Origin of the sequence: Chryseobacterium sp. LAM-KRS1 (genome assembly GCF_013184525.1) — a bacterium.
In the GTDB taxonomy this organism is placed as follows: domain Bacteria; phylum Bacteroidota; class Bacteroidia; order Flavobacteriales; family Weeksellaceae; genus Chryseobacterium; species Chryseobacterium proteolyticum.
Genome location: NZ_JAAOIZ010000002.1, coordinates 346,725 through 372,596, shown reverse-complemented (window position 1 = coordinate 372,596; position 25,872 = coordinate 346,725). Strand labels below are relative to the sequence as shown.

Annotated in this window: 26 protein-coding genes; 22 read left to right on the top strand and 4 right to left on the bottom strand. The window is 36.5% G+C overall.

Going from position 1 to position 25,872, the window contains the following annotated elements; genetic code table 11:
• Positions 1 to 87: 87 nt before the first annotated feature.
• Together recF and G9C87_RS05620 are read right to left on the bottom strand one after the other, a co-directional pair.
• The gene (gene recF, locus G9C87_RS05625; RefSeq protein WP_172279000.1) at positions 88 to 1,167 is read right to left on the bottom strand and encodes a DNA replication/repair protein RecF; all 1,080 of its coding nucleotides are present in this window, start codon (positions 1,165 to 1,167) and stop codon (positions 88 to 90) included.
• A gap of 3 nt (positions 1,168 to 1,170) precedes the next feature.
• A complete protein-coding gene (locus G9C87_RS05620) occupies positions 1,171 to 1,926 on the bottom strand; it encodes a hypothetical protein (protein WP_172278998.1) in 756 nt (251 codons plus the stop codon).
• Between the two features lie 18 nt (positions 1,927 to 1,944).
• Here G9C87_RS05620 and G9C87_RS05615 point away from each other — a divergent pair, with 18 nt between their 5' ends.
• The 22 genes from G9C87_RS05615 (at position 1,945) to G9C87_RS05510 (ending at position 24,767) form a co-directional block, all read left to right on the top strand.
• Positions 1,945 to 7,839: an alpha-2-macroglobulin family protein gene (locus G9C87_RS05615; protein ID WP_172278996.1), complete on the top strand. Its 5,895-nt coding sequence runs from the start codon at positions 1,945 to 1,947 to the stop codon at positions 7,837 to 7,839.
• 42 nt (positions 7,840 to 7,881) lie between these two features.
• Positions 7,882 to 8,370 carry an ecotin family protein gene (locus G9C87_RS05610; protein WP_172278994.1) on the top strand — a complete coding sequence of 163 codons (489 nt, stop codon included), beginning with the start codon at positions 7,882 to 7,884 and terminating at the stop codon, positions 8,368 to 8,370.
• Positions 8,371 to 8,626: 256 nt separating this feature from the next.
• Entirely contained in the window at positions 8,627 to 10,036 is a 1,410-nt protein-coding gene (locus tag G9C87_RS05605; RefSeq protein WP_172278992.1) for a TolC family protein, read from the top strand.
• A 19-nt stretch (positions 10,037 to 10,055) separates the two neighbouring features.
• Positions 10,056 to 11,012 (top strand): HlyD family secretion protein, encoded by a 957-nt coding sequence (locus G9C87_RS05600; RefSeq protein ID WP_172278991.1) that lies wholly within the window; start codon positions 10,056 to 10,058, stop codon positions 11,010 to 11,012.
• Positions 11,013 to 11,075: 63 nt separating this feature from the next.
• A complete protein-coding gene (locus G9C87_RS05595; protein WP_172278989.1) occupies positions 11,076 to 12,281 on the top strand; it encodes an ABC transporter permease in 1,206 nt (401 codons plus the stop codon).
• A 209-nt stretch (positions 12,282 to 12,490) separates the two neighbouring features.
• Positions 12,491 to 12,946: a DUF1569 domain-containing protein gene (locus G9C87_RS05590; RefSeq protein ID WP_172278987.1), complete on the top strand. Its 456-nt coding sequence runs from the start codon at positions 12,491 to 12,493 to the stop codon at positions 12,944 to 12,946.
• 130 nt (positions 12,947 to 13,076) lie between these two features.
• Positions 13,077 to 13,547 (top strand): hypothetical protein, encoded by a 471-nt coding sequence (locus tag G9C87_RS05585; RefSeq protein WP_172278985.1) that lies wholly within the window; start codon positions 13,077 to 13,079, stop codon positions 13,545 to 13,547.
• A gap of 39 nt (positions 13,548 to 13,586) precedes the next feature.
• Entirely contained in the window at positions 13,587 to 13,958 is a 372-nt protein-coding gene (locus G9C87_RS05580; RefSeq protein ID WP_172278983.1) for a VOC family protein, read from the top strand.
• Between the two features lie 8 nt (positions 13,959 to 13,966).
• Positions 13,967 to 14,509 (top strand): SRPBCC family protein, encoded by a 543-nt coding sequence (locus tag G9C87_RS05575; RefSeq protein ID WP_172278981.1) that lies wholly within the window; start codon positions 13,967 to 13,969, stop codon positions 14,507 to 14,509.
• 34 nt (positions 14,510 to 14,543) lie between these two features.
• Positions 14,544 to 14,993, top strand: a complete 450-nt coding sequence (locus G9C87_RS05570) for a VOC family protein (RefSeq protein WP_172278979.1) — start codon at positions 14,544 to 14,546, stop codon at positions 14,991 to 14,993.
• A 265-nt stretch (positions 14,994 to 15,258) separates the two neighbouring features.
• A complete protein-coding gene (locus tag G9C87_RS05565) occupies positions 15,259 to 15,609 on the top strand; it encodes a DoxX family protein (protein WP_172278977.1) in 351 nt (116 codons plus the stop codon).
• On the top strand, positions 15,606 to 16,028 hold the full coding sequence (locus tag G9C87_RS05560) for a nuclear transport factor 2 family protein (protein ID WP_228456957.1): 423 nt from the start codon (positions 15,606 to 15,608) through the stop codon (positions 16,026 to 16,028). The genes G9C87_RS05565 and G9C87_RS05560 overlap by 4 nt, the downstream gene beginning before the upstream one ends.
• Positions 16,029 to 16,057: 29 nt before the next feature.
• Positions 16,058 to 16,732 carry a DUF2490 domain-containing protein gene (locus G9C87_RS05555; protein WP_172278975.1) on the top strand — a complete coding sequence of 225 codons (675 nt, stop codon included), beginning with the start codon at positions 16,058 to 16,060 and terminating at the stop codon, positions 16,730 to 16,732.
• A 10-nt stretch (positions 16,733 to 16,742) separates the two neighbouring features.
• On the top strand, positions 16,743 to 17,747 hold the full coding sequence (locus G9C87_RS05550) for a bestrophin family protein (protein ID WP_172278973.1): 1,005 nt from the start codon (positions 16,743 to 16,745) through the stop codon (positions 17,745 to 17,747).
• A gap of 75 nt (positions 17,748 to 17,822) precedes the next feature.
• Positions 17,823 to 19,436 (top strand): Na+/H+ antiporter, encoded by a 1,614-nt coding sequence (locus G9C87_RS05545; RefSeq protein ID WP_172278971.1) that lies wholly within the window; start codon positions 17,823 to 17,825, stop codon positions 19,434 to 19,436.
• Between the two features lie 22 nt (positions 19,437 to 19,458).
• Positions 19,459 to 19,887, top strand: a complete 429-nt coding sequence (locus G9C87_RS05540; RefSeq protein ID WP_172278969.1) for an SRPBCC family protein — start codon at positions 19,459 to 19,461, stop codon at positions 19,885 to 19,887.
• A gap of 57 nt (positions 19,888 to 19,944) precedes the next feature.
• Positions 19,945 to 20,328, top strand: a complete 384-nt coding sequence (locus tag G9C87_RS05535) for a VOC family protein (protein ID WP_172278967.1) — start codon at positions 19,945 to 19,947, stop codon at positions 20,326 to 20,328.
• A 35-nt stretch (positions 20,329 to 20,363) separates the two neighbouring features.
• Positions 20,364 to 21,386, top strand: a complete 1,023-nt coding sequence (locus G9C87_RS05530) for a glutaminyl-peptide cyclotransferase (RefSeq protein ID WP_172278965.1) — start codon at positions 20,364 to 20,366, stop codon at positions 21,384 to 21,386.
• Between the two features lie 192 nt (positions 21,387 to 21,578).
• Positions 21,579 to 22,604, top strand: coding sequence for a glutaminyl-peptide cyclotransferase (locus G9C87_RS05525; RefSeq protein WP_172279693.1), 1,026 nt, complete (start codon positions 21,579 to 21,581; stop codon positions 22,602 to 22,604).
• Between the two features lie 87 nt (positions 22,605 to 22,691).
• Positions 22,692 to 23,669 (top strand): hypothetical protein, encoded by a 978-nt coding sequence (locus G9C87_RS05520; protein WP_172278963.1) that lies wholly within the window; start codon positions 22,692 to 22,694, stop codon positions 23,667 to 23,669.
• Positions 23,670 to 23,710: 41 nt separating this feature from the next.
• Positions 23,711 to 24,325 (top strand): deoxynucleoside kinase, encoded by a 615-nt coding sequence (locus G9C87_RS05515; protein ID WP_172278961.1) that lies wholly within the window; start codon positions 23,711 to 23,713, stop codon positions 24,323 to 24,325.
• Positions 24,326 to 24,416: 91 nt separating this feature from the next.
• Positions 24,417 to 24,767, top strand: coding sequence for an ArsC/Spx/MgsR family protein (locus tag G9C87_RS05510; RefSeq protein ID WP_172278959.1), 351 nt, complete (start codon positions 24,417 to 24,419; stop codon positions 24,765 to 24,767).
• Positions 24,768 to 24,817: 50 nt separating this feature from the next.
• Here the strand turns inward: G9C87_RS05510 and G9C87_RS05505 are convergent, their stop codons facing one another.
• Together G9C87_RS05505 and G9C87_RS05500 are read right to left on the bottom strand one after the other, a co-directional pair.
• Positions 24,818 to 25,123 carry a DUF493 family protein gene (locus tag G9C87_RS05505; RefSeq protein ID WP_172278957.1) on the bottom strand — a complete coding sequence of 102 codons (306 nt, stop codon included), beginning with the start codon at positions 25,121 to 25,123 and terminating at the stop codon, positions 24,818 to 24,820.
• Positions 25,124 to 25,163: 40 nt separating this feature from the next.
• Positions 25,164 to 25,841 (bottom strand): DUF4197 family protein, encoded by a 678-nt coding sequence (locus G9C87_RS05500; RefSeq protein WP_172278955.1) that lies wholly within the window; start codon positions 25,839 to 25,841, stop codon positions 25,164 to 25,166.
• Positions 25,842 to 25,872: the final 31 nt, after the last annotated feature.

The window sequence follows — 25,872 nt, the reverse complement described above, 5'->3', positions numbered from 1 at the left end:
AAAGTGAGTTTTTATGTGTTTTTAAGAGGAGATCAAAAGCAATTTTATTCTAACCCGCATTCTGAACTTCCTACTTTGTTTCCCACATCAGATTTCAAAAATTATACTTTCCTCATTTATTTTCTTAACTACACTTTCCGTTCTTTCCCTATGGGTATCTGTAATAAAAATCTGCCCGAAATTTTCTTTATTGACCAACTCAATAAGTTGTGCCACGCGATGGTCATCCAGCTTATCAAAAATATCATCCAGTAAAAGAATGGGCGTTTTACCGGTAAGCTCTTTTACGAGACTCATTTGGGCAAGTTTGAGCGAAATAAGAAAGGATTTTTGCTGGCCCTGGGATCCTATCTTTTTAATCAGTGCGGCATCCATTTCGAAAAGCAGGTCATCCTTATGAATTCCTCTGGAAGTATACGTCAGCATTCTGTCTCTTTCCAGGCTTTCCTTAAGTAAATTTTCGAATGAAGATTCCAATAGATGAGATTCGTAGATTACGGATACCATTTCCTTACCTCCGGAAATAATCTGATAAAAGTTTTGAACAATAGGATTGAGTTGGGAAACGAATTCTTTTCTTTTCTCAAAAATTTTAGTTCCGTGATTATGAATAGGAGCATCATAAATCTCTAGGGAATCTTTATCGAATACTCTGTTCTTGGCAAAATACTTTAATAAGGCATTTCTTTGCTGGATGATTTTCTGATACTGGATGAGGTCAAAAAGGTATCCCGAATCAGTCTGGCAGATCATAGAATCTAAAAACTTCCGGCGGCTTTCCCCGGAATCCGAAATCAGATTGGAATCATAAGGAGAGATCATTACACTTGGCAGGTAACCGATATGGTCAGACATCCGGTCGTAGCTTTTATCATTTTTTTTAATGATCTTTTTAGCCTCTTTGGGCTGCGATATTTTTAAAGTATCCTCACTATCATCATTCTGAACTTCGGCATCAATGGTGAAAAAGTCTTCCTCCTTTTTTATGTTATTAAGATCGGTATTCCCTAAGAAACTTTTTCCCACGGATAAATAGTGGAGGGCATCCAGGATGTTGGTTTTTCCCACACCATTGTTACCTACAAAACAGTTGATTTGAGGGGAGAATTCAAATTTTTTCTCAGCATGGTTCTTGAAATTGTACAGAGAAAGTTTCTTAATAATCATTTGTCAAAAATACTTCATTATTCCCAAAAATAAAAAGGGAAGTGCAGAACAGGTTTCTACCCCAAAAGAAAAATAAGCCTCATCTCTTTTGTTTTCAGAATAGTAGATCAGGATATAGGTGATCACACTGGCCAGAAAAAAAGAAACTGCGTAGGGCGGATCCAGATAAAAAGAAGCCAGCAGGCTACTTATAAAAACCAAAAGATAAGCTATGTATTTTGTATTCTGGGTACCGATCAGTTTGGGAAAGGTTTGCACCCTGTCACTTTTCATATCCCTGATATCAAAAGGAAGGACAAGCGCCGTAATAAAAAAGAAGCTGATCAGAAATATGGAAAGGCTGAATTCCGGTAATGTAAGCCAGCAATTTACCAGTGCCCATACCAGTCCCACATAAAAGACCTTCAGTAAAGGGATTTTTCTTATATAAACGTCCAGAAAAAAGCTATTATATAACAATCCGAGGACGACTATGATAAACCATTTGATTAATCTTATTTCATTGTGATTATGGATGATGAGAAATGCACAAATTACGCCGGCTATAGCATTTAAAATTAATATTTTAAAGAAATGCTTAGTGTATTGATACTTAGTGTAAAGATAACCACTGAAATACGTGATAAAAATTAAGAAAACGGAAGGGAAACGGAATGTGTTTTGCTCTTTCATGAAAAATACTGCAAAAAGAGTTCCCATTACGGAGACATAAATTTGACTGTCTATGACATATTTTTTCAGTATTTTTAAGAAATTCATTTATCAAAAATAACATTTATGAAAAGATTTTCCAAGGTTTTTATGCTTTTGCTTTTAATGCTGAATTTCTCAGCAGTTTTTGCACAGAAATACTACGACGATCAGTGGAAAAAAATTGCTGACAACAGCCAGAAAGGAGCGTACAAATCGAATCTTCCCATTGTTTTAGACATACAAAAACAAGCTATGAAAGAAAATAATACACTGCAGCTGATCAGATCCCTCAAAGCAGAATTTAGTATTGTAAATCAAACGACTGACGATGATCAGAATAATTCCGCTTCTAAATTCTTCGGTAAGCTTCAGGATACACAAAAGCAGCTGAAAGGTGATGAAAGGGTGGTGTATGATGTACTCTTAAGTAGTTTTTTTCAGGATTATTATAAACGGCATTCCTGGGAGATTAATGGACGGACGAACCTGAACTCTCAGGACGTTTCTCAGATTGAAACCTGGAGCAAGCTGGATTTTAAAAATTATCTGACGCAGAACTTCAAAGACCTTGACCAGCAGAAAGAGCAAATGAAAAAAATCTCTTTGGATAAATATAAAAGTGCATTTTCAAATACTAAGGATATTATCTATTTTCCAACATTGTGGGATTGGTATTCTCTGAGGAAAATCAACTTTCTGGGGGATAACGAAATTTTCACAAAAAATGAGCTTGCCGAAAACAGGGTTCAGATCAATACAATTTTTGATGAATTAATTGCACAGAATAAAGGAAATTCAAAGTTGTATTTTATGCACCAGAAGCTTTCTGAAAACTGTGATGCCAATCAGTGCAAAGATAAACTGGCGCAACTTCAGAATCTTTTGAAGACTGATACCGAAGGAGATTATAAGGTATTGATCATGGAAGGGATCATGAATGAATACCTGGTAAAAAAGCAAGCGAAAGAAGCTTTAGCAGTTGCTGCCCAGGCAAAAAGCCAGTATCCAAAATCTCCATTTCTTGAGAATATAAAAAATAAAGAAGATCAGGTTCTTAATCCGAATCTTACTCTCAAATATGAAGAGCAGACCCAGGCCAATCTTCCTATCCACCTGGTTGCTGAATATAAAAACGTTTCAGAATTTTCATTGAATATTTACGAAGTAAAAGATGATTTTACTTCTTTCATGCAATATATCAGGAACTCATATGGAAATACATTCGGACAGGTGAAAAAAAGCCTGGTAAGAAAAGAAAGCTATCAGCTTCCGGATCCTAAAGATTACCAGATGCATAAAACCTCAGTGGAAATTCAGCCTTTACCTTCCGGTATATACGTTGCTGAGTATCTTGTTGCAGGGGTTGGTGCCACTGATAATGATGCCAAACAGAATTTTTACTTTCTGGTTTCAAACAACAAGGTGATCTACCAGTCGAAAACAGACAGAAATCAACTTTCAAACGAATTGAAACTGGTAAACAGCGAAAACGGAAAACCTGTAGCTAATGAAAATCTTACATTCTACGAATTTGTAGCCAATAAAACTTTAAATAAAGTTGATGGAAAAACCAATGATAAAGGTGTTTTCAAATTTCCTTCAACATCAAGTAAGGATTACTACAGGACATTTTTGATACAACAGCCAAAAACCAAAGATTATCAACTCATGCAGGTGTATGGGAATGATGATTATTCCAATTATGATCCTAATAAGCAGGTCCGTTCAAAAGCTCAGATCTTTACAGACCGTGCAATTTACAGACCAGGTCAGACAGTCTATTTTAAAGTGATCAATACAAAGATTGACAAAGAAACGGAAGGGGTGGTATCAGGCCTGAAACAGAAAATAACGCTTGTGGATACCAATGGTCAGGAAGTCTCTGCACAAAATTTTACAACCAATGAATTCGGATCATATCATGGAAGCTTTATTTTACCAAAAGGACAACTCAATGGGGTGTTCTATTTGAATACCGACGGCAATACGCAGGGATATAAAGATATAAGGGTAGAAGAATATAAGAGACCAAAATTTGAGGTAACCTTCGATCCTGTAAAGGATGAGTATAAATACGGCCAGACTATAGAACTCAAAGGAAAGGCAGCGATGTTTTCCGGTGTTGCTTTAAGCAATACTACGGTGAGTTATGAAATCAAAAAACGCAACATCCGTTGGAGATATTTCTGGTGGTATCCGGAAGGGGATGATAATGAAAATTCAATCCTGGGTGAAGCAAAAACAAATGAAAAAGGAGAGTTTGTTATCCGCCTGGACCTTAAAAAAGATGAAAAACTGGAAGGTATCCAGATCGATAATTATGAGATCAATGCTTCTGTAACGGATATTAACGGAGAAACGCAGACGGCGAATACACAATTGAAGGTAGCTTCCGTATCCCATTATATCAAGGCAGATGAGATTAATAATGCTTTTGCTGATGAGAATGTGAAAGTGAAAGTAGAGACAAGAAACTATAACGAACAAGATCTTAAAAAATCGTATCAGGTAAAGCTTTCTAAACTGGAGTCTCCGGACAGGATCTTCAGGGATAATTTCCTGAGAGAAGTTCAGAATCAGCCCAAATTGAGCAAAGAGGAATTCATTAAGAAATTTCCGCATGATTTATTTGACAAAAATGATGAGTTAAAGAATTGGAAAGTCGGAAAAGTGGTTCTTACCAAAACACAGGAGCCATCTGGAGATCAGAAACAATTGGCAACCAATCTGGAACTGGGTAAACTGGAAACAGGGGATTACCAGCTGGAATTGTATAATATAGAAGGAAAAGATACCATAAAATCCGTACAGAATTTCAGTGTTTGGGATAAAGGAGCGTTAAAGCCTGGTCAGAAAACATTCCTAAAGGTTATCGGACCTAAAAATGAATGGGGAAGAGGTGAAAAAGCAAAGATCTATGTGTACTCGGCTGTTCCTGATGCCATAGTCAATGTATTTGTTCAGAATGGGTCAGGAAGCACCCTTTCTGAAAGCTATAAGCTGAAAAACGGAATGCTGGAGTATTCAGCAGATATTCCTAAAGATAAAAGTGTATCTGTTTTAAATATTCAATTTCAGATTGTTGCATTTAATGATGTGCAGACTGAATCTGTCAATTTAAAAATTAAGGACTCTGAAAAGCCTCTTAAAATAGAGACGGTGACTTTCAGAGATAAACTGGAGCCTAATGTAAAGGAGAAATGGTCTGTAAAAGTTTCAGGGAATGATAAGGAGAAGATCAATGCTGAGGTTCTGGCCAATATGTATGATATGTCTCTTGATCAGTTTGCAGCCAACAGCTTCGATTGGGAAAAATTATATATTCCGTATACCATCATAACCTCTTACGATATCAGGGAGAATCTTCTGCAAAAATATTATCAGAAGAGACTGAAATATATGAATGGTAAATATGTGGAAGTACCGGTATTTAACTGGTTTGACAATTCGCTTTATTATGATGGAGCTGTTCTTCAGAGTCTTGAAGGAAGAGCAAGTGGAATAAGAATTAGGGGTAATGCTGCTTACAGTAAAGCGTTACCTGCCCCAAGTGTTGCAGCTGACACAGCTAAGTCACAAGATATTCAGGAAGTTATAGTGGCTGGGGTAAAAGCTAAAACCAATACAATTAAAGAGGAAGCAGCAGATGAAGAATCTCTGGAAAAAGTTCCGGTTCGACAAAATTTGAATGAAACAGCATTTTTCTATCCGGATCTGAAAACGGATGCAGAAGGCAATGTGAATTTTGAATTTACTTCTCCGGAAGCGCTTACGAAATGGAAGCTTATGTTCCTGGCTCACACAAAAGATGCCAGGTCGGCGACATTGGAGAAAGAAGTAGTTACACAGAAAGAATTTTCCGTAACTCCAAATTATCCAAGATTTTTAAGAGAAGGTGATGAATTAAACCTTCAGACAAAACTTTCTAATTTAACGGATAAGCGATTAAATGGTTCTGCTGTCTTACAAATCCTGGATGCATTTACTAATGAAGACATTTCTTCAAAATTCGGATTGAATGCGGGAACCCAGAACTTTGATGTAAGTGAAAACGGAAATTCGGTTGCAACATGGAAAGTAAAGGTTCCGGATAATGTTTCATCTATTATCCTTAAAGTAGTGGCTAAAGCAGGTTCTTTCTCAGACGGGGAGCAGCAGGCAATTGCTGTTTTACCGAACAGAATGCTGGTAACAGATGCAGTCCCTGTTTTTGTAAAAGAAGGAGAGACTAAAACTTTTGTTCTGGATCATCTTAAAGACGCGAATTCAGCAACAATAACGAATGTTTCAAATACACTGGAGCTGACAACCAATCCGATCTGGGAAATTATGTTTGCCCTTCCAAGCCTGAAAAATGATCAGAACAGTTCAGCTGATGTAGTCTTTAATAAATGGTTTGCTGATGTTTTGGCTTCTGAAATTTTCAAAGCAAACCCAAAGATGAAAACCATTTTTGAAGAATATCAGAACAAAGGATTATTGAATTCTAACCTTGAAAAAAATCAGGAATTAAAGCAGTTACTATTAGAGGAAACTCCTTGGGTACTGGAAAGTAAAAATGAGCAGGAGCAGATGCAAAAGCTTGCACTATTGTTTGATGCCAATACAATGAAAAATTCAATCAATCAGGATTGGGATGATTTCAAAAAACTGCAAAATCCGGATGGAGGCTTTTCATGGTATTCAGGGTATCCTAGCTCTTACGGAGTGTCATTGTATATTCTTAAAAATCTGGGTAAAATCAATTTATGGTTAAAAGGTAATGCCAAGGATTATCAAAGTTCAACGCAAAATGAAATGGTAACCCAATTGATAAAGTATGTAGATAACGAGATCAATAAATATGTGGATACGAAAGAAAATGTTTGGAACAACTGGATTCTGGATTATCTGGACACACGTAACTATTGGGAGAAACAATATCCTCTGAAAGGAAAAGGGGCAACTTTAAAATCATTGGCCAAACAAAAAGCAAAAACTGTAAAAATCACTGATTTTACATTCTTCGGACTTCACCGGGCAGCTTTATTGATGAACGATTATGGAATGAAGGAAACTTCTGATAAGCTTATGACCTATCTTAAAGAAACTTCCACAAATACCAAAACCCAGGGAGTGTACTGGAAGCAGAATCTTAATGACTGGGGTTGGTTCAGTTCAAAAGTTGTGAACCATGCCGGTGCATTAGAAGCTTTTAATACCTTAAAACCGAACGATCAGAAGTTCATTGAAGATATGAAGATCTGGCTGGTAACACAGAAGGAAGTTAATTCATGGGGAAGCTCAAGGGGTACTTCAGAAGTGATTTTCACGATATTAAATTCAGGAAAATCATGGACCGGTGCTGAAAGTGATAAAGCAACCATTGTTTGGGGCGGAAAAGAACTGGCACCGCAAACACAGGCAACGGGGTATGTAAAGTCAACAGTGAAAACGGATGCAGTAGACAAAAGCCTGAGTACGGTTACCGTTACCAAACCGGGTCCCGGAATTGTGCAGGGAGGATTGTTCTGGCAATATTATGAAGACCTGGATAAAATAAAATCATCAGAAAATTATATCTCCGTTACCAAAGAGCTTTATAAAAAAGTGAAAACAGTAAATGGTGAAGAGCTACAGAAAATAGCTGTGGGAACACCACTGAAAGTAGGGGATAAAGTAACAGTAAGAATGATTTTAAATACCGACCGTGCGATGGAGTATATTCATATAAAAGATATGAGAGCAGCCGGATTTGAGCCCCTTAATGTATTATCCGGATATCAGTGGAAAAATAATTTAGGATATTATCAATCTACTAAAGATGCGTCCACAAATTTTTATATTCAATATATACCGAAAGGGAAATATGTATTTGAGTATGATTATGTTGCTAATGCATCCGGAAAGTTCTCAAATGGTATTACAACGATGCAAAATTACTATGCTCCGCAGATGAATGCTCATACAAAAGGAGACAATGTTCAAATTTTGGAATGATTTTTGGCTTTAGAGAATCAGTAAAAAATAAATACAAAAAATATGAAATTTTCAAAGACGCTAGTTGCGGGATTAGTCATGATGGTTGGAGTAAATACTTTTGCTCAAAAGAAAGCTGAAAAGTTTGAAAAATTGGAAATTGAAATGTTCCCAAAGGCTAAAGACGGATACAAGCAGGTATACATTCAGCTGCCTGTCGCTAAAAATGAAAAAGATCTGAAAGTTGAATATTTTGTGGGTAAGGAGAAAATGGTTGATTGTAATAACTATTTTATGATGGGGAGCGTAAAATCTCAGGATCTTCAGGGATGGGGCTACAACTATTATGAAGTGGAATCCAATGGAGAGACGGCCGGAACTTTAAAGGGATGTTTAAATAAAAAGGAAACAAAAAAGTTTATTTATATCAAACCGGAAATTGTAGGCTATAACAGTAAATTACCTTTGGTATTTTATGTACCTAAAGACCTGGAAGTACGTTACAGGGTTTTACGTCCGGACGCTGGAATGAAGAAAGCAGTTCAAAAGTAATTTCCAACTTCTAAATATAAAACTCCTCAGTTTTCTGAGGAGTTTTTTTGTGAAGTACTAAAAAGAATGGATTATAGGAAGGATCTTGAGACAGGTTATAGAAAATTATTTTACCCTTAAACTATATTTAAACAATTGTTTAATAAATACTGTTGAAGGCCGATTACCATTGAACATCTTTTAAATTCACTGTACAGGAGAATTATTCTACGAGTTTTAACATTTTTTTGCATTATATTTGTTGTAAACATGAACCATGAAAAACAATTTATTGATTTTTGCCCTTGGTTTTTTTGTAATTCCAGCTTTTGGTTGGGCACAATCGGCGCCGGACTTTAAGGAACTTTTAGATAGTGCAATGGTTCGGGATTCGGATCTTAAAATGCAGATCACCCAAAATAAACTTACCGATCTTGACGGTCATAAACTGAAAGATATCTTCCTTCCGACGTTGGAATTAAGCGGGCAAGCCGGCTATCTGAATGCAACGGCAAGATTAACTTCTCCTGAAATTAATCTACAACCCTTTTTAACAATTCCTGAAGGAAGGTATAATAACAACCTTAATATTTCCGGTTTCTCGGGTATTGCAAAGGCAGATGCCAAAATGTTGGTGTATTCGGGAGGTAAAGTGAAATATCTTAAAAAGGCGATTGAAGAGAAAAAAGCATCAGAGGACATTCTTCTTGAAAAGACCAGGGATGACGTGGTAGCTGCTGTTTCTAAAGCATACGACCAGCTCGCCCTGATTCATCAGTCTAAAAATGTGTTGGATGAAAGTAAAAAGAGGCTGGACATCAACAGGAAAACAGCCGATAAAGCTCTAGGATACGGATTGATCACACCTTACGATCGTAAAAAGATAGAGCTTGCCCAAGCAACCCTGGATGCTAAGATTGTAGAGTATGAAGGAAAAAAAGAGCTGCTTCTTACCCAGCTTTACATTTTAACCGGTATCAATAAAGAACGTCTCCGCCTGATAGAACCCGTTTTAACTCCTCTAGAAATGCTTTCCCGGGAAAAAGGAATCGAGCAGAGAGCCGAAATCAGAGCATTGGATCACGGAATTGTAGCCGCGGATTACAAAATTAAAGCAGAAAGAACATGGATGATTCCAAAAGTTCAGCTTATGGCTTCTGCATACTATATCGGGCTATATGGAAGCAGAGTCAAAACATCTGAAAATGTAATCCCCGCAATCCCGGCCCTTGGATATGAAGGTGCGCGATTGGACTGGAGGCCCACGAATATTAACATTCTGCCCTTGTTTACAGCCGGTATAGGTTTTAAATGGGAAATATTTGATGGAAGAGAAGGCAAACATGCTGAAGAAACGGCGCGGATAGGTAAAGAAGTTTTACAAAACAAAAAAGAAGATGCCTTGAAAAAACTGACCTTAAACCTCGCGAATAATCAAACCAATTATGATATTGCCACGGCGCAAATAACCCTGAAAAGTAAAGAAAAAGAATTGGCAAAAAATGCCCTTGTACAGGCTGAAAAAGAATTCAGGTATGGGATGAGCAAATCTTCACAACTTATAGAAGCGGAAAGTGATCTTGAAGTTGCGGAACTTGAATATCAGAATGCGGTTTTCAACCAGCGCAGAGCGGGAATTGAACTGATGAGGTCCACGCAGGAGCTGGATATCACGAAATTGTATTAACCCCACTAAAATTAAAATGATGCAAAAAAATATCTCTATACTATTTGGCTTTCTGATTTTATTGGGAAGTTGTGCACAGAAAAAAGAAAACCTCAATGATTCGGAAGGAAAAACCAAAAAGGATGTTGTTTCATTTGCTCCTAAAGTAACCGGGAGGATCCTCAAAATTTATGTTACAGAAGGTCAGACCGTAAAAAAAGGTGATACCTTGGCATTGCTTGATGTTCCTGAAGTTTCAGCAAAAATTGCACAGGCTCAGGGAGCCGTAAGTGCAGCAACGGCACAGGAACAAATGGCTAAGAACGGAGCTACCGCAGATCAGCTGAGACAGCTTCAGGCTAAATATAAAGGATTAAAAGAGCAGTATGATTTCGCACAGAAATCTTTCAAAAGGGCCTCTAATATGTTTAGGGATAGTTTGATGTCTCCGCAGGCTTATGATGAAGTATATGCTAAATTACAGGGTGCCAAAGCGCAATATGACGCTGTAGTCGCGGAACTGGATGATGTAAAAAGAGGAACCCGTTTCGAAAAAGTGGAGATGGCTGCCGGACAGGCTTCGCAAGCCAAAGGAGCTTTACAGGAGGCGAATGTTGCTTATTCTGAACGTTACATTATTGCGACAAACGACATGGAAATAGAAACCATCAGCCTTAATGCCGGAGAGCTTGCGACCGCAGGTTTTGCTCTGTTTAACGGTTACATTCCCGAAAGTACGTATTTCAGGTTTACCGTTCCTGAGAGCGAAATAGCAAAATATAAAAAAGGGCAAACCGTTGCGATGCAGGTCGTTTATAATAAAGAAAACATTGAGGGGACTATTCTGTATATTAAGCAGCTGACAAGATATGCGGATATTACTACTGCCTATCCCGATTATCAGCTGCAGGATGCAATTTATGAGATCAAAGTAAAACCTAAGGATATGAATAAAGCTAAAAATATCCTCGTCAACGCCAATGTGATCCTGAAATAATAATGAAATACAGTCCGATGGCATTTTTGAAATTCCATAAGGCTGTTTAAACAGATATAAACAATGAAAGAATTTTTCCGTCTTTTAAAGCGCGAGTTTAAGATGTTCATTAAAAACTCCACCTTAAGAACCGTATTCTTTGTGGCACCGCTATTCTATGCCACATTGCTGGGGTTTGTATACAAAAGCGGAAAAGTAGAGCATACACCGGTTATTGTTATCGACAGAGACAATACTCCGTTGTCGAATCAGCTGGTGGAAATGTTGCAGGACAATAAAGGGATTCGGGTTTTGAAGTATGTTCAGGAACCATTAAGCATAAAAGATGAGGTCATTAAAAATGACGCGGCAGCCGTAGTAATCATTCCTTCCAAATTTGAAGCTGGAATGCTGCAAAAAAAATATCCGGAAGTCAATGTTTACATTAATACGGGAAACGTTCTTACAGCAAATTTTGCCACAAAAGCACTTCAGCTGACGATTGGAACTTTCTCTGCGGGAGCATCGATAAAGGCCCTTCAGAAAGCCGGAATGCCGGCAACAAGGGCAGCTACCCAGTTTGAACCCTTTAAAACCAATTATATCACCCTTTTCAATACAACCAGCAATTACCTTATTTTCATGTGGCCGGCCATGTTGGCTGTAGTTTTACAACAGGTGATATTGCTGGCTATGGCCGTAAGTTTTGCTGCAGAATTTCAGGGAGGAACCTTCGTGAAAGAATATTATGGAATGAGGAAATGGGCATTTCCTACAATGCTGATCAAAGTGATACCGATCTGGATGTTTTCTATACTGATCGTGGGAATGTATTATTTCATGCACATGATTTTTAAAGTACCTATGCCTCAGGGGATTTTTAATTTTATAGTTCTGACCTCTGTTTTTGTGAGTTCAGCATCTTTCTTAGGTGTTTTTATCAGTATCCTGATTCCGGATGCCTTGAAGGCAACTCAAATTCTGATGGTTATTGCTTCACCTGCGTTTATTATCAGCGGATTCACCTGGCCATTGAATGCAATGCCTGCTTTTGTACAGTTTATTGCGAATATTATTCCTTTAACCCCATTCTTACAGGCTTTCAAAATATTATTGATTCAAAAAGGATCGGTAGAACTTACATTTCCCTATTTAAGGCACTTGGTAATTCTTTTACTTGTCTATGCTTTTTTAGGGTGGATTGCCCTGAAGATCAAATTATGGCTGGTATTCAGGTACGTAAAACCTGAGAATCCAAAAGAAGAAGATTCCTTCGAAGAAATCGGATAAATTTTTAAGCAAAATATAAATTGACCAGATAAGTTCATCGCATCAATTGCATCCCAAACTTAATCCATACCACGTACTTTGTAACCCCGTAACTTATACCTCAGACCCGGTATCCATATATCATCGCCCGGGTTTTTACGGTTTTTAAAAAAGGATATAAAATCATCAGAAAAAACTGATATATTTGTTTTCCGAACAATTAACAAACAATGGAAAACGTATTTGATGCAAAAGTTGCTCAGAATTACATCAATAGGATCAATAATCTTATTGAAGATACTCACGGTATTTGGGGAAAAATGATGGTGGATCAGATGCTGGCTCACTGTTGCGTTTCCTATGAGATGGTGTATGAACCGGAGAAGCATAAAAAGCCCGGAGCTATAGCAAAATTTATCCTGAAAAATTTTGTGAAACCTAAAGTCGTTAGTGAAAAAGCCTATCCCAGAGATTCTCCTACTGCACCCCAGTTTATGATTGTGGGAAGAAGGGATTTTGAAGAAGAAAAAAAGAGGCTGATAGGATTTATCCAAAAAACGCAACAACTGGGAGCTGAAGCCTTCGATGGAAAAGAATCATTCTCATTTGGTAAACTAAAATCCCATGAGTGGAGCAATATGTTTGCGAAACATTTAAATCACCACCTGGCTCAGTTCGGAGTATAACTTCGGATGAGTTAGAACCTGTATGACGGGTTAAAATTACTCAAGGAAATATTGGCCTTCCTTACGCTGTCACAGAATTTCCTTTTATTGATATTGCTTACGTAATACTCAATCAAAAACAAAAAACAATATGAAAAAACTTGTACTACTCCTCATTCTTATTTCCGGTTTTGGTTTTGCTCAGATGCCTAATATTTCAAATGTATGGCTCAATAACAGTAAAGCATACTCCGGAACCATCGGAAATGATAAACAGGCTATAAAGCTCAAGATTAATATTTCAGAACAAAACAGAAAAAATGATCAGGAATATTTTGTTTCCGGATATTCTTTAGTGGATAAAACCTATTCTAAATTTGAAGGAAATCTGACGATTACAAAGTATAAGGACACGAAAAGAAAAGGAACTGTGTATGGTGAATACGAACTGGCAGAGGAGAATAAAGGCAAACATTCCGGTATTTTCAAAGGTAAATTTGTTTATACTTTTAAGTGGAATAAAGTGACTGAGAAAATTGAGTCCCCTTATATCGAATTCATTGGTGACTGGAAAAGCTATGATGGAACAATGGACTTCAAAACCCATATAACCAATCAGTAAAACTGAAGATAAAACTTGTTAATAAAATAAATAAGAAATATGAAGCTAGGAGTATTCTCGCTCAGTTTAAGTGTAAAAGATCTTCAAAAGTCTAAATACTTTTATGAAAAGCTGGGATTTAGTGCTATGGGAGGAAACATGGACCAAAACTATCTGATCATGAAAAACGGAAGTACATTGATCGGATTATTTCAGGCTATGTTTGACGGGAATATGCTTACCTTCAATCCGGGGTGGGATGAAAATGCAGAGAATCTGGAATCTTTCGATGACGTGCGTGAGATTCAGAAACATTTAAAAGAAAATAATATTCATCTGGAAAAAGAGGCTGATGAAACCACCTCAGGACCGGAGCATATCTTCCTAAAAGATCCCGATGGGAATATGATTTTAATAGACCAGCACAGATAGAAATACCTATGAAGATTTTAAAATGGACCATGATCGTATTGGCCGCAATACTGATAGTTTGGTTGGTAATAGCCGCCTTGATTTCCGGGGATTTCAAATATGAAAAAACCATAATAATTAATGCTCCTGTAGAAAAAGTATGGCAGAACACCAACACTTTAAAAGCAATGGATCTCTGGAGTCCATGGAACAGGCTGGATGCGGGAATGAAAAAGGAATGGACCGGAACCGAAGGACAACCGGGCGAAAAAATGTGCTGGAGCAGTAAAAATGATAAAGCAGGAAAAGGGTGCCAGGAAATAAAAAAAGTAGATCCTTCCCTAAAAAGAATAGATACTTCAATTAAATTCATGACTCCTTACGAAAGTGAAGCAGATACTTATGTTATAGTGGCTCATGAAGGAAACGCAAGCAAGGTGACCTGGGGGTTCACCTCCCAAATTCCATACCCTTTTACCATAATGAAGCTGTTTATGAATATGGATGGTGCCATTGGAAAAGACTATGAGCAAGGGCTTTCCATGTTGAAAAGAATTTCCGAAAAGCCTTAAAACATCAGACAAACTCAATTTTAAAAAATACTTTATGGCAACAGTAAACGTTTATCTTACATTCAATGGGAACTGCAGGGAAGCATTTGATTTCTATAAATCTGTTTTTGGCGGCGAATATCCTTATATCGGAACTTTTGGAGAAATGCCACCAATGGAAGGAAAAGAAACTCCGGAAGAAGATAAAGATAAGATCATGCATGTTTCTTTACCCATTTCTAAAGAAACAGTCTTAATGGGAAGTGACACCGGCGGAGAGTGGGCATCTCATTTTGTGGCAGGAAATAATATTTCTGTTTCCATTAATGCAGAGTCAAAAGAAGAAGCTACAAAATTATTCAACGGACTTTCAGAAGGAGGACAGGTGACAATGGCACTTGCAGATACTTTCTGGGGTGCTTATTTTGGTATGTTTACAGATAAATTCGGAATCAACTGGATGGTAAATTATGATGATCCGGCTAAAGCTCAGGTACATCCGTAACATTCGTTTTTTGTATACGAAATATAGTTAAAAAGAACCGGCAGGAATTCCTGTCGGTTTTCATTTTATTATACATTTGCATTCCTGTTTTTTTAATTTTACAAAGAGCACTTTTTCGGAAGATTAAATAAGGAATTCATAACTTTAAACCCATTAAACAAAAGATGATGAATTTAACAATTATGATATATTGGCGGTAAAATAAGTGCCATCAGGATAAATCAGTTTCCTTCTCAACAAACTTTAACAATTAAAAACACAACATATGATTTTAAAAATACTCACCATTGCATTGATTGTTTTTGCAGTGTATATGGGCTTTAAACAAGGGATAGCAATGGTTTCCGGGAAACCTGAAATGCTACAGATGCTTGGCAGGATAGGAATGAACAATACCGCTGTCATGGTTTTGGGGATAATTACCATAATCAGTGCAGTGTTGATCGTAATTCCACAGACTTTTTTCTGGGGGAATTTTTTAATGACGGGAACGATCTTGCTTATTATGGGACTAGAGCTTTTTCACGGGGATATAAAAGGTGCTTTGATAGAGCTTCCGTTCATGGGTTTGAATCTTCTTATTATTTTCTTAAATTATCCCTTTAAATTCTCATGAAAAAAATTATTTATTTACTGACGGTATTTTCCATGTATTGCGCATGTGCCCAGAAAAATGATGTTAAAACAACCCCTACTCAACAACAGACAAAAAATGATATGGATACAACAAAATTGAATGAAACGGTAAAAAAGGCTTTTGATGCATGGCAAAAAGGTGATGCGGAAACTTTTACTTCTTTTTTTACTGCAGATGCTAAATTATATGACGATGGTAATCCAAGGGATTTTAAGAAATTCGTAAAAGATGCTTGTGGACACGAGAAATTTACTTCGATTGATACTATTGAAAATGAAGGTAAAACCATCTATGGACGGTTTCACACAGAAAGCTGGGGTGATTTCAGAACTTTTTTTAAATTTAATATCAACAGTGACGGAAAGTTTGACAAGTTGGAAATAGGTCAGGCTAATTAATTAATAAAATATAAACATAGAAGATTAGTATGGAGATTATAAGGTCGGTATCCCTCGTCATTTTTATTTTAGCAACAACACTTTCATTTGCTCAGAAAAATGATTTGGGGGCCTGGTATATGTATTTCGGGAATAATAAAATCAATAAAAAATGGAACTGGCACAATGAAATTCAGTATCGTAACTTTGATGCGGTTGGAGATCTTGAGCAGCTTTTAATCCGTACAGGGATCGGATACGATCTGTCGGAAAATAACAATAATGTTTTATTAGGATACGGATTTATTTTAAGTCAGCCCTATGTAAACGGCGAGAAAAAAGAAAATATTGAACACAGGATTTTCCAGCAATTTATAACCAAACAACAATTTGGAAGATTTTATCTTCAGCATCGTTACCGTTTGGAAGAACGCTTTCTTGAAGAGGATTTCAGAATGAGGTTTCGTTATTTCCTGGGGCTAAATATTCCGATCAATAATAAAGAAATGCTTCCGAAAACTTTTTATGCTTCTCTCTATAATGAAGTTTTTCTTCACTTTGACAGCCCGGTATTTGACAGGAACAGAGTGTACGGAGCGTTGGGATATGTGATCAGTAAGAATTTAAGGATCGAAGCAGGGTATATGAATCAGCTCCAGGAGAATAGAAACAGGGGACAGATTCAGATCGGATTTTATAACAACATACCATTTAACAAAAAGTAAAAACACATTTATGCACTCAGGAAAAAGATTTGGAGCCCGTGAATTTGCTATGTGGACAAGGAGAAGTATCTATGTCCTTGCCGTTTTAGCAGCAATTCCTACGGTACTTTATCATTTCGGTTTAACATTCGTTTCATTTCCCTGGCAGCCCATTGCAATAATGGGAACAGCGGTAGCTTTCATTGTAGGTTTTAAAAATAATGCAAGTTACAGCAGGCTGTGGGAAGCAAGGCAGATTTATGGTTCTATTATTAACAACAGCCGGAGTTTTGGATATATTCTCAGGGATTCGCTCTCTGCTAAAGATCCTGCTAAAGTAAAAGAAATGTTCTCACGGCATTATGCATGGTTAACGGCATTACGTTTTCAACTAAGAGAGCCAAGGGCATGGGAGAATATGAATACGGTACAGTTTGACGAATACTCAAAAAAATATGACATTCCGGAAAGGCTTTCCAAGCTGGATGAAGAACTGAAACTTTATCTTTCTGAAAGTGAACTTCACTATATTCTCAGTAAAAAGAACAGGGCTACACAATTGATGGCTGCCCAAAGCAAAGAACTGTCGGAAGCTTATGCAAAAGGAGAGATTAATGATTTTCAATGGACACAAATCAACCAGCAACTGGTAAAATTCACCGATGACCAGGGAAAAGCTGAAAGAATAAAAAACTTCCCATATCCCAGGAATTTTTCATCTATTACTACTTACCTGTTGTTGCTGTTTATTGTTTTTGTTCCTTTCGGATTGTTGAAAGAATTTGATAAACTGGGAGAGGGAACTTTATTAGAAGGGTTTACCATATGGTTTAATATTCCGTTTTCACTTTTGGTAACCTGGTGCTTTCATACACTGGATAGTGTGGGAGAGGCTTCTGTAAATCCTTTTGAAGGAAGTCCTAATGATGTTCCTATCACACAGATCAGCCGGACAATTGAGATCGATATGAGAGATATGCTGGATGAACATGACCTTCCTTTACCAATAAGTCCGAAGAATAATATTGTTCTGTAGGAAATAAAAAACACAATGACAAAAGAATTTATTTAGATTTCTAACCTAATATTAATTAAATAAAATCATAAATAAATGATTCACAATTACGTAATAATATCAATCGCAGTATTGCTGTCTGTGATGATATTAGTAATGATCGGGCAAAAGCTGAAAGTAGCGTATCCTATTTTCCTTGTTATAGCAGGCTTATTGATAAGCTTTATTCCGGGTATGCCTCACATTGAAATAGAACCGGATCTGGTTTTTCTTATTTTTCTTCCTCCTATTTTATTTGAAGCCGCCTGGTTTACCTCATGGCAGGACTTCCATAAATGGAGAAAGCAGATTTTTTCGATGGCTTTTGGGCTGGTATTCCTTACTTCAATAGTAGTGGCGTATCTATCATCATCAATCATTCCGGGACTTACTGTTGCGATGGGATTCCTGTTGGGAGGAGTAAATTCTCCACCAGATGCTGTGGCAGCTACATCGGTACTCAGAAATATGAAGATCCCGAAGAAGATTACGAGTATTCTTGAGGGAGAAAGCCTGATTAATGACGCATCGAGTTTGATCGTATTTAAGTTTGCTTTAGCGGCCGTTATTTCGGGGCAATTTATCTTTAGAGATGCTGTCCAGGATTTCTTCATTATGGCTATTGGAGGGATTGCGATAGGAATTGCAGTAGGTTTCCTGTTCGGAGCTCTACTTCGTATCATTCCTTCCAATTCCAATATAGACACTATCATCACGCTTATTGTCCCATACATCATGTATGTTGGTGCTGAACATTTTCATTTTTCAGGAGTATTATCTGTGGTAGCCGGAGGTTTACTGATGTCTTATAATTCTCATTGTTATCTGAGCCATACTTCGAGAATTCAATCGGGTAACGTATGGAGTGTTCTTATCTTTTTGATGAATACCATCATTTTCATCCTCATCGGTCTTGAATTACCCATAGTAGTTGCTGCAATGCAAGATTATACCATCTCTGAAGGAATCTTCTATAGTGTGGTGATCGGTGGTGCCATTATTCTGACAAGAATTATCTACAGTTACGCATTAATGTATTTCCCAAGACTTTGTTCAAAGGAACTGAGGCTGAAAGTCCCCAAACCGGATTGGAGAGAGCCCTTTATCATCAGCTTTGCAGCAATGAGGGGAGTTGTTTCCTTAGCTGCAGCATTGTCAATCCCTGCATTTTTACCTAACGGAGATGCGTTCCCACATCGTAATATTATTTTATTCGTAACTTTCGTTATTATTTTAATTACTTTAGTGGGGCAGGGGCTTTTGTTGTCTCCTATTTTAAAATTATTGAAAATAAGTGATGCAGGAAGTGAAATACCTGAAGAAAAGCAGGAGGTTATTTTAATGAGAAAATTAAAAGAAACCGCTTTGCAAAAACTGGATACTGATTTCTCAGATCTTGCAGAAAGAAACAGTCTTGTACGTCATCAGAAACATAAACTGGAAAATGAAATGATGATGATGGCAGATAAAGCCCAATGTATGGCTTCTACAGGAGATTACGTTTCTGCAATGAACGAGAATAAGGATGTTTTAAGACAGGTAATACAGGCGCAGCGAAATGAATTGCACCGTATGAAACGGGAAAAGATATTTGATGATCATGTGATGCGGACGATTGAAATGCAGCTGGATTTTGATGAAGCTAAAATTACCGGGTTTACCCACGGATAGATTTGAGAAATAAAAAAATAACATGAGTACACCTATTATTGTTCAACAGAAAGTGGATGCTTCACCTGATAAGGTCTGGATGGCATTAACGGATAAAGATCAGATGAAATCCTGGTATTTTGATATCTCTGATTTTGAATTGGAAATAGGAAAACAGTTTAATTTCTATGAACCCGGAAATGAAAAAAAATACCACCATCAGGGAAGTATTTTGGATTTTACCATCAATGAACGACTCAAACATACATGGTCATATCCCGAGTTTTCCGATGCTGAAACTACAGTGATCTGGGAACTTCAGCCGGAAGATGGAGGAACAATGATAACGCTGACTCATGAAAACACGGATCTCTTTAAAAACCTGGGAGAGGGATTTTCAAAAGAAAACTTTACAAAGGGATGGAATGTGATCGTTGGAGAAAGTCTGAAATCCTATCTGGAAAATAAATAACAAAAACGCAAAGACGCAGATTGAGTGTCTTTGCGTTTTGCTTTATAAATTAAAAATATGATAAAATATACTTCTCTCCGTCCCATACTCTGGACACAAAATCTTGATGAAACCCTTGGCTTTTATCTTCATATCCTTGGGTTTAACCTGGTAGAAAGGAATGATGAATGGGAATGGGCAACGATCCGTAAAGATGACGTTGAGGTAATGCTCTCGAAGCCTAACGATCATGAAAAATTCAATGGAATAGGATTTACCGGCTCATTTTACTTTAACGTCGACAGTGTAGATGATTTATGGGAAGAATTAAAAGACAAGGCTGAAGTTTGCTACGAAATAGAAACCTTTGAATGGGACATGCGGGAATTTGCTATTTATGATAACAATGGGTACATATTACAATTTGGTCAACCCGCCAATCAAATTGGCAGAACGGAATAAAATTTGCTATTTTTGGGGAAATATTTAGAAATTCAATGAAAAAAAATATAATAGTTGGTTTTGCGGCGATTTTGATGCTGGCGTCTTGTAACAATGATAAAAAAATATTGAATAGTTTAAGTGATTATAACAATTCAATGGAAAGCAAAGGATATCACTTCGGAGATAAACTTGAACTTCCGAAAGATGTTGCAGATAATGCGGAAAGTGTAACCATCAGTTTTGGAGATAAGGAGACCTCAAACCTTGTGATTGATCCTAAATTTTTCACATTAGGAGATAATGCCGTTACTTTTAATATTAAAACAAAAGGAGGAGAAACATTAAATCAGGATGCTACGATCAATGTTTTTGCAAAAAATCCTGAAAAAAAGATCTCTTATGAAATCGTTGCAGAGTATCCGCATAATCCAGCCAACTTTGTGCAGGGATTTCAGATCGAAGGAAACACGATCTATGAAAGTGATGGGCAAAACGGGTCTTCACAAATCCTGAAGTACACTCTGGGGACAACAACTCCTTTAGCTTCAACAAAGCAGGCTCAGGAGGACTTCTCCGAAGGAAGTACGATTGTAGGAGATAAAGTATACCAATTGACATGGCAAAGCAAAAAAGGATATATCTACGATAAAAGTTCATTGAAGCTTTTATCTGAATTTGCTTATCCGAACGTATTAGGAGAAGGATGGGGACTGACATATGACGGACAAAACCTGATTGCTTCCGATGGAAGTAAATTGTTGTATTTCCTTGATCCGAAAGATCCTTCAAAATTGGTTAAATATATAGCTGTAGCAGGAAGCTCACAGGCTTATGATCAGTTAAATGAATTAGAATACCACAATGGTTTTATTTATGCTAACGTGTGGCAGAAACCTATTATTCTTAAAATAAACCCGGCAAACGGAGAAGTAGTGGGAACATTTGATTTTACAGATATTGCCAAGCAGAATACCAAGGGAAGTGATGATGTATTGAACGGGATCGCTTTCAAAGGAGAAAATATGCTGGTAACAGGAAAGAACTGGCCAAAAATATATGAAGTTGCCATTAAGTAATACAGACAACTCATTTAAAATTATATTTGAATAGCGCTCCCATCGGGCGCTATTTTAATGGAAAACAGAAACGGAGGTTTTAATAATTAAATTTCCATATTCCAAATGACGTTACAGCATGATGATCCCCAAAATGAAATTAGTACAAAGCAATAAATTTTGCTACTTTTGAGGAAATTATTTGGAAACTCAATGAAAGTAAATCCGATAGCCGGTCTTGTAGCGGTTGTATTATTGGTGTCTTGTAATAAAGATAAAGAGATTTTAAATTCTTTAAACGACTATAATCTTTCCATGGAACAAAAAGGCTATCATTATAATGATAAACTGAAAATTCCAGGGGATGTCTTAGAAAATGCAGAAACGATTACCATCAGTTTCGGGGATAAAGAAACCTCAGATTTAACCATTAATCCAAAGTTTTTTGGTCTTGGGGATAATGATGTAACATTTGTTGTTAAAACAAAAGGAGGAAAAATACTTTATCAGGATGCCACGATCAATGTCTTTGCAAAAAATCCTGAAAAGAAAATGTCCTACCAGATTGTAGCGGAATATCCACATGATCCCGATAATTTTATTGAAGGATTTACTGTAGAAGGGAATACGGTGTACGAGAGTGTAGGTTTAGAGAAATCATCTAAGCTTTTAAAATATAACTTGGGAGGAACCATACCCGGTAGTGTAACAAAACAACCAGCGGATATTTTTTCCGAAGGCTGTGCCACTGCAGGAGATAAAATATTTCAGTTAACCTACCGAAATAGAAAAGGTTTTGTATATGATAAAAGTTCTCTGAAACTGATTTCTGAATTTCCTTTAGCATCAGCGATGAAAGAAGGATGGGGACTAACCTATGATGGTAAGAATCTGATAGCGACAGATGGCTCAAAAAACCTGTATTTTCTGAATGTAAATGATCCTTCTATAGTATTAAAAACAATGTCTGTAGCGGGAAGCGCTGAAGTGTATGATCAGCTTAATGAACTGGAATACCACAATGGATTTATTTATTCAAACATCTGGCATAAACCGATCATTTTAAAAATTAACCCTGTGAACGGAGAGGTTGTGGGTACATTTGACTTTACGCAAATGACAGCAGAAAATTCCGGAGATAACACTGAGCATGTTTTAAATGGAATTGCCTTTAAAGGTGATAATATGTTGGTAACGGGAAAAAATTGGGCAAAAATTTATGAGGTTGCTATTAAATAATTTAAAATAATAACAATTGAATCACGATTAAAATAAAGTGTGTAAATTGGTCATATTCCTTCGGGAAATTATATTAGTAAAAGAACATTGAAATTATTACCCCTGATATTTGCTTTTGTTTTCTGCTCACTTTCTGCGCAGAAGGCTTTGCCACTGGATACCTTGAAATTAAAAGAAGCAAAAGACCTTTTTGCAGACGATTACGGAAATTTGTATATCTATAAGAATAAAGATTTCAGTTTAACCAAATATGATTCTTTAGGAAAGCAGATTGGGAAAATGATGCTTACGGTACCATTTAAAATCCAGGGGGTTCAAAATCCACTTTCAGTTCCCTTGTTTTCAGAAAATGCCCAGGAATTAAAGTTTGTAGATCAGAATCTCAATGAGATCCAGAGAATAGATTTCAAACAGAAGTTTGCATTTATAAAAATAGCATATGCAGAAGATCTTCAGCAGATATGGCTTTTGGATGAGAGCTCAAAACGTCTCATTCAGTACAATTTCAGAAATGATACCACAATAAATTCCTATCCTTTTGATGCAAGCTTTGATGATCTGATGGATCTTCTGGTTTATGAAAATAAAGTATATATCCTGACAAGAAAGCATTTCAGGATCTATAGTCTGAAATTTGAAAAACTTATAGAGATTCCCATAGAAGACGGGAAAAGATTCAGAAGGGAGAATGAGTCTATTCTGATCATAACTAATAATTCAATTCTTAAATATATTCCGGAAAAAGGGTTGGTGAAAATTTTTGAAGATCCTGATGCACAAATTGTGGATAAAAACACGCTTGCTTATTTTGAAATCAAAGCGAACAACCTTTATCTTTACAACCTTGAAAAAATTAAACAGGCAAAACAGGAGTCTGAGCCTGAACCTGGAAATACAGAAAAACCTGTTCAGAAGACACCAGAGCAAACTGGAGAATCAGCGGACAAATCATTAGAAAAGGTTCAGGACAAGTTTATTAAAGACCAGTCTGTGGAAAAACCTGCAGATACTATGTTGAAAAAGCTTCTTGAAGAGACTGCAGAAGTTCAGAATGTTGGTATTTAATAATTTTTTCATGGACATCAATAAATAAGGGAAAATAGAATATGCACATTGCAGTTACAGGAAATATCGGAGCTGGAAAAACGACATTAACGACGATGCTCTCCAAGCATTATGGATGGGATGCACAATTTGAAGATGTAGACCATAATCCTTATCTGGAAGACTTTTATGCAGATATGAGCAAATGGAGTTTTGCTTTGCAGATTTACTTTTTAGGAAGCAGGTTCCGCCAGGTAAAAGAAATAAGAGAAAGTGGAAAGAATATCATTCAGGATCGTACCATTTATGAGGACGCCCATATTTTTGCGGAAAATTTAAATGATATGCACTTGCTTTCGGACAGGGATTTTAAAAATTATCAGGATGTTTTTAATTTAATGAAATCTTTTGTTTCAGCCCCCGATTTGTTGATCTACTTAAAATCTGATGTACCCAATCTGGTTAAAAAGATCTATAAAAGAGGAAGAGAATATGAAGCTTCGATCAGTATTGAATATCTTTCAAAATTAAATCAGAAATACGAAAAATGGATTTCCAATTATACCGAAGGTAGATTGTTGGTCATTGAGGTAGATGATCTTGATTTCGTTGAAAAACCTGAAGATTTTGGGTTTATTCTGGAAAAAATTGAAGCTGAACTGAATGGATTGTTTTAATTAACAATACTTTAGGATCTTTTAGGATTGATGTAACTTGGTTTTTATCTAAATTTGTTACATACAAGTTTAATTGTTTATATTATTAAATATGTTAGTTAAGGTTTTACATAATGGAAGTTGTTCAAAATCAAATGCTGTTTTAGAGTATCTTGATGAGAATGGAGTGCCGTTTGAGATCATCAATATTGTGGAGGACCCATTAAGTATTTTAGAGTTAAAAACAGTTTTAAAAAAACTCAACCAGAGTGTTTTTCATCTGATCAGAAAGACGGAAAAATTATATCTTGAAAAATTTGCAGGGAATAATTACTCAGAAGAGGAATGGTTGGAAATATTGTCTAAAAACCCTTCTTTAATTCAAAGGCCAATCTTAATAAAAGGCTCAGTCGCTATGCTGGGAAGGCCTATAGAAAATGTAAAATATTTTATTGAGAAATAAACCAGAATGAAATAATAAGAAAAGTCAGCTTTCGGCTGACTTTTTTATTTTTATAAAAGGATCACTCCTTCTATTTTTCCAACTTCTTTATAAATATTTACGACCTGATCAGCGTCTAAGACAAAAGCATTGATATTGCAGGCTGTATATTTTCCATTTTTACTTTCTCTGTTTCCAAGCGTAAATTTAATGCCGTCAAAAACCTTATATATTTCTGTAAGTTTTGCCTGATCTGTAGGAATTATAAATTTAAATAAATAATCTTCCGGAAAGTCGTGGTGACCTTCCAGTTTTTCCTTTAAAGAATTATAAAATTCTTCCGGATTCGCGTGTTGATTTCCTTGAATGATATCCATCTAACAATTTAATTTATATATAAATTTAACGAAATTTTTTCTATTTTCCAAGTGGACCTAACAGGGCTTTGGAGTTCTTTATTTCGTAATCTTCAATGATATTAAACAGTCCGTTAACCAATTGTTCAGAGGCCAGCTTACTTAATCCTCCCGAATTGACAGTATTGCTGTTTCCACCCAGTAAGTTACCCAGTAAGTTACTTCCTGCCAAGGCTGTATTAATCGTTTTTACAATACCATACCGGTTAAGCTGTTCATCAACCTTTGGAGTAATAGCTGCCACAAGCTGATCCGAAGTTTTTTCCTTCAGAATCAAAGTAGCTGTACCTTTTTCTCCCTGAATAATCCTCGTTACATCCTGCGCATTCAAACTGTTAACTGCATTCTGAAGGATTGGTTTCGAAATATTTACAGTGTACGAAGCTGCTTCTGCAACATATTCCCTTTCCTTAGCAACCAGTGAAGGGGAAATTTTCTCCAGCATCGAATTAATATCTCTTAATTCTTTTGGTAACGCTTTATCCACCAGATTATTTTGTAGAAATGCATCTTTATTGCCATAAATATTCATTCCTTTATCGATTCCGTTCAATAAAAACTTTTTAATGATGGATAATCCCAGATCAGTCGTCGCAAGACTTGTGCAGGATTGTACAGAAGTTGTGATTACAGTAGCAGTTCCTGCAACTAATGCTATTGCCAGAATATATTTTTTCATTGATTTTTATTAATGGTTGAATTTTCCAAAT

Bases quoted from the DNA above. Each gene is read 5' to 3' on its own strand.
- recF (WP_172279000.1), bottom strand. From the start codon at position 1,167: ATGATTATTAAGAAACTTTCTCTGTACAATTTCAAGAACCATGCTGAG.
- G9C87_RS05620 (WP_172278998.1), bottom strand. From the start codon at position 1,926: ATGAATTTCTTAAAAATACTGAAAAAATATGTCATAGACAGTCAAATT.
- G9C87_RS05615 (WP_172278996.1), top strand. From the start codon at position 1,945: ATGAAAAGATTTTCCAAGGTTTTTATGCTTTTGCTTTTAATGCTGAAT.
- G9C87_RS05610 (WP_172278994.1), top strand. From the start codon at position 7,882: ATGAAATTTTCAAAGACGCTAGTTGCGGGATTAGTCATGATGGTTGGA.
- G9C87_RS05605 (WP_172278992.1), top strand. From the start codon at position 8,627: ATGAAAAACAATTTATTGATTTTTGCCCTTGGTTTTTTTGTAATTCCA.
- G9C87_RS05600 (WP_172278991.1), top strand. From the start codon at position 10,056: ATGCAAAAAAATATCTCTATACTATTTGGCTTTCTGATTTTATTGGGA.
- G9C87_RS05595 (WP_172278989.1), top strand. From the start codon at position 11,076: ATGAAAGAATTTTTCCGTCTTTTAAAGCGCGAGTTTAAGATGTTCATT.
- G9C87_RS05590 (WP_172278987.1), top strand. From the start codon at position 12,491: ATGGAAAACGTATTTGATGCAAAAGTTGCTCAGAATTACATCAATAGG.
- G9C87_RS05585 (WP_172278985.1), top strand. From the start codon at position 13,077: ATGAAAAAACTTGTACTACTCCTCATTCTTATTTCCGGTTTTGGTTTT.
- G9C87_RS05580 (WP_172278983.1), top strand. From the start codon at position 13,587: ATGAAGCTAGGAGTATTCTCGCTCAGTTTAAGTGTAAAAGATCTTCAA.
- G9C87_RS05575 (WP_172278981.1), top strand. From the start codon at position 13,967: ATGAAGATTTTAAAATGGACCATGATCGTATTGGCCGCAATACTGATA.
- G9C87_RS05570 (WP_172278979.1), top strand. From the start codon at position 14,544: ATGGCAACAGTAAACGTTTATCTTACATTCAATGGGAACTGCAGGGAA.
- G9C87_RS05565 (WP_172278977.1), top strand. From the start codon at position 15,259: ATGATTTTAAAAATACTCACCATTGCATTGATTGTTTTTGCAGTGTAT.
- G9C87_RS05560 (WP_228456957.1), top strand. From the start codon at position 15,606: ATGAAAAAAATTATTTATTTACTGACGGTATTTTCCATGTATTGCGCA.
- G9C87_RS05555 (WP_172278975.1), top strand. From the start codon at position 16,058: ATGGAGATTATAAGGTCGGTATCCCTCGTCATTTTTATTTTAGCAACA.
- G9C87_RS05550 (WP_172278973.1), top strand. From the start codon at position 16,743: ATGCACTCAGGAAAAAGATTTGGAGCCCGTGAATTTGCTATGTGGACA.
- G9C87_RS05545 (WP_172278971.1), top strand. From the start codon at position 17,823: ATGATTCACAATTACGTAATAATATCAATCGCAGTATTGCTGTCTGTG.
- G9C87_RS05540 (WP_172278969.1), top strand. From the start codon at position 19,459: ATGAGTACACCTATTATTGTTCAACAGAAAGTGGATGCTTCACCTGAT.
- G9C87_RS05535 (WP_172278967.1), top strand. From the start codon at position 19,945: ATGATAAAATATACTTCTCTCCGTCCCATACTCTGGACACAAAATCTT.
- G9C87_RS05530 (WP_172278965.1), top strand. From the start codon at position 20,364: ATGAAAAAAAATATAATAGTTGGTTTTGCGGCGATTTTGATGCTGGCG.
- G9C87_RS05525 (WP_172279693.1), top strand. From the start codon at position 21,579: ATGAAAGTAAATCCGATAGCCGGTCTTGTAGCGGTTGTATTATTGGTG.
- G9C87_RS05515 (WP_172278961.1), top strand. From the start codon at position 23,711: ATGCACATTGCAGTTACAGGAAATATCGGAGCTGGAAAAACGACATTA.
- G9C87_RS05510 (WP_172278959.1), top strand. From the start codon at position 24,417: ATGTTAGTTAAGGTTTTACATAATGGAAGTTGTTCAAAATCAAATGCT.
- G9C87_RS05505 (WP_172278957.1), bottom strand. From the start codon at position 25,123: ATGGATATCATTCAAGGAAATCAACACGCGAATCCGGAAGAATTTTAT.
- G9C87_RS05500 (WP_172278955.1), bottom strand. From the start codon at position 25,841: ATGAAAAAATATATTCTGGCAATAGCATTAGTTGCAGGAACTGCTACT.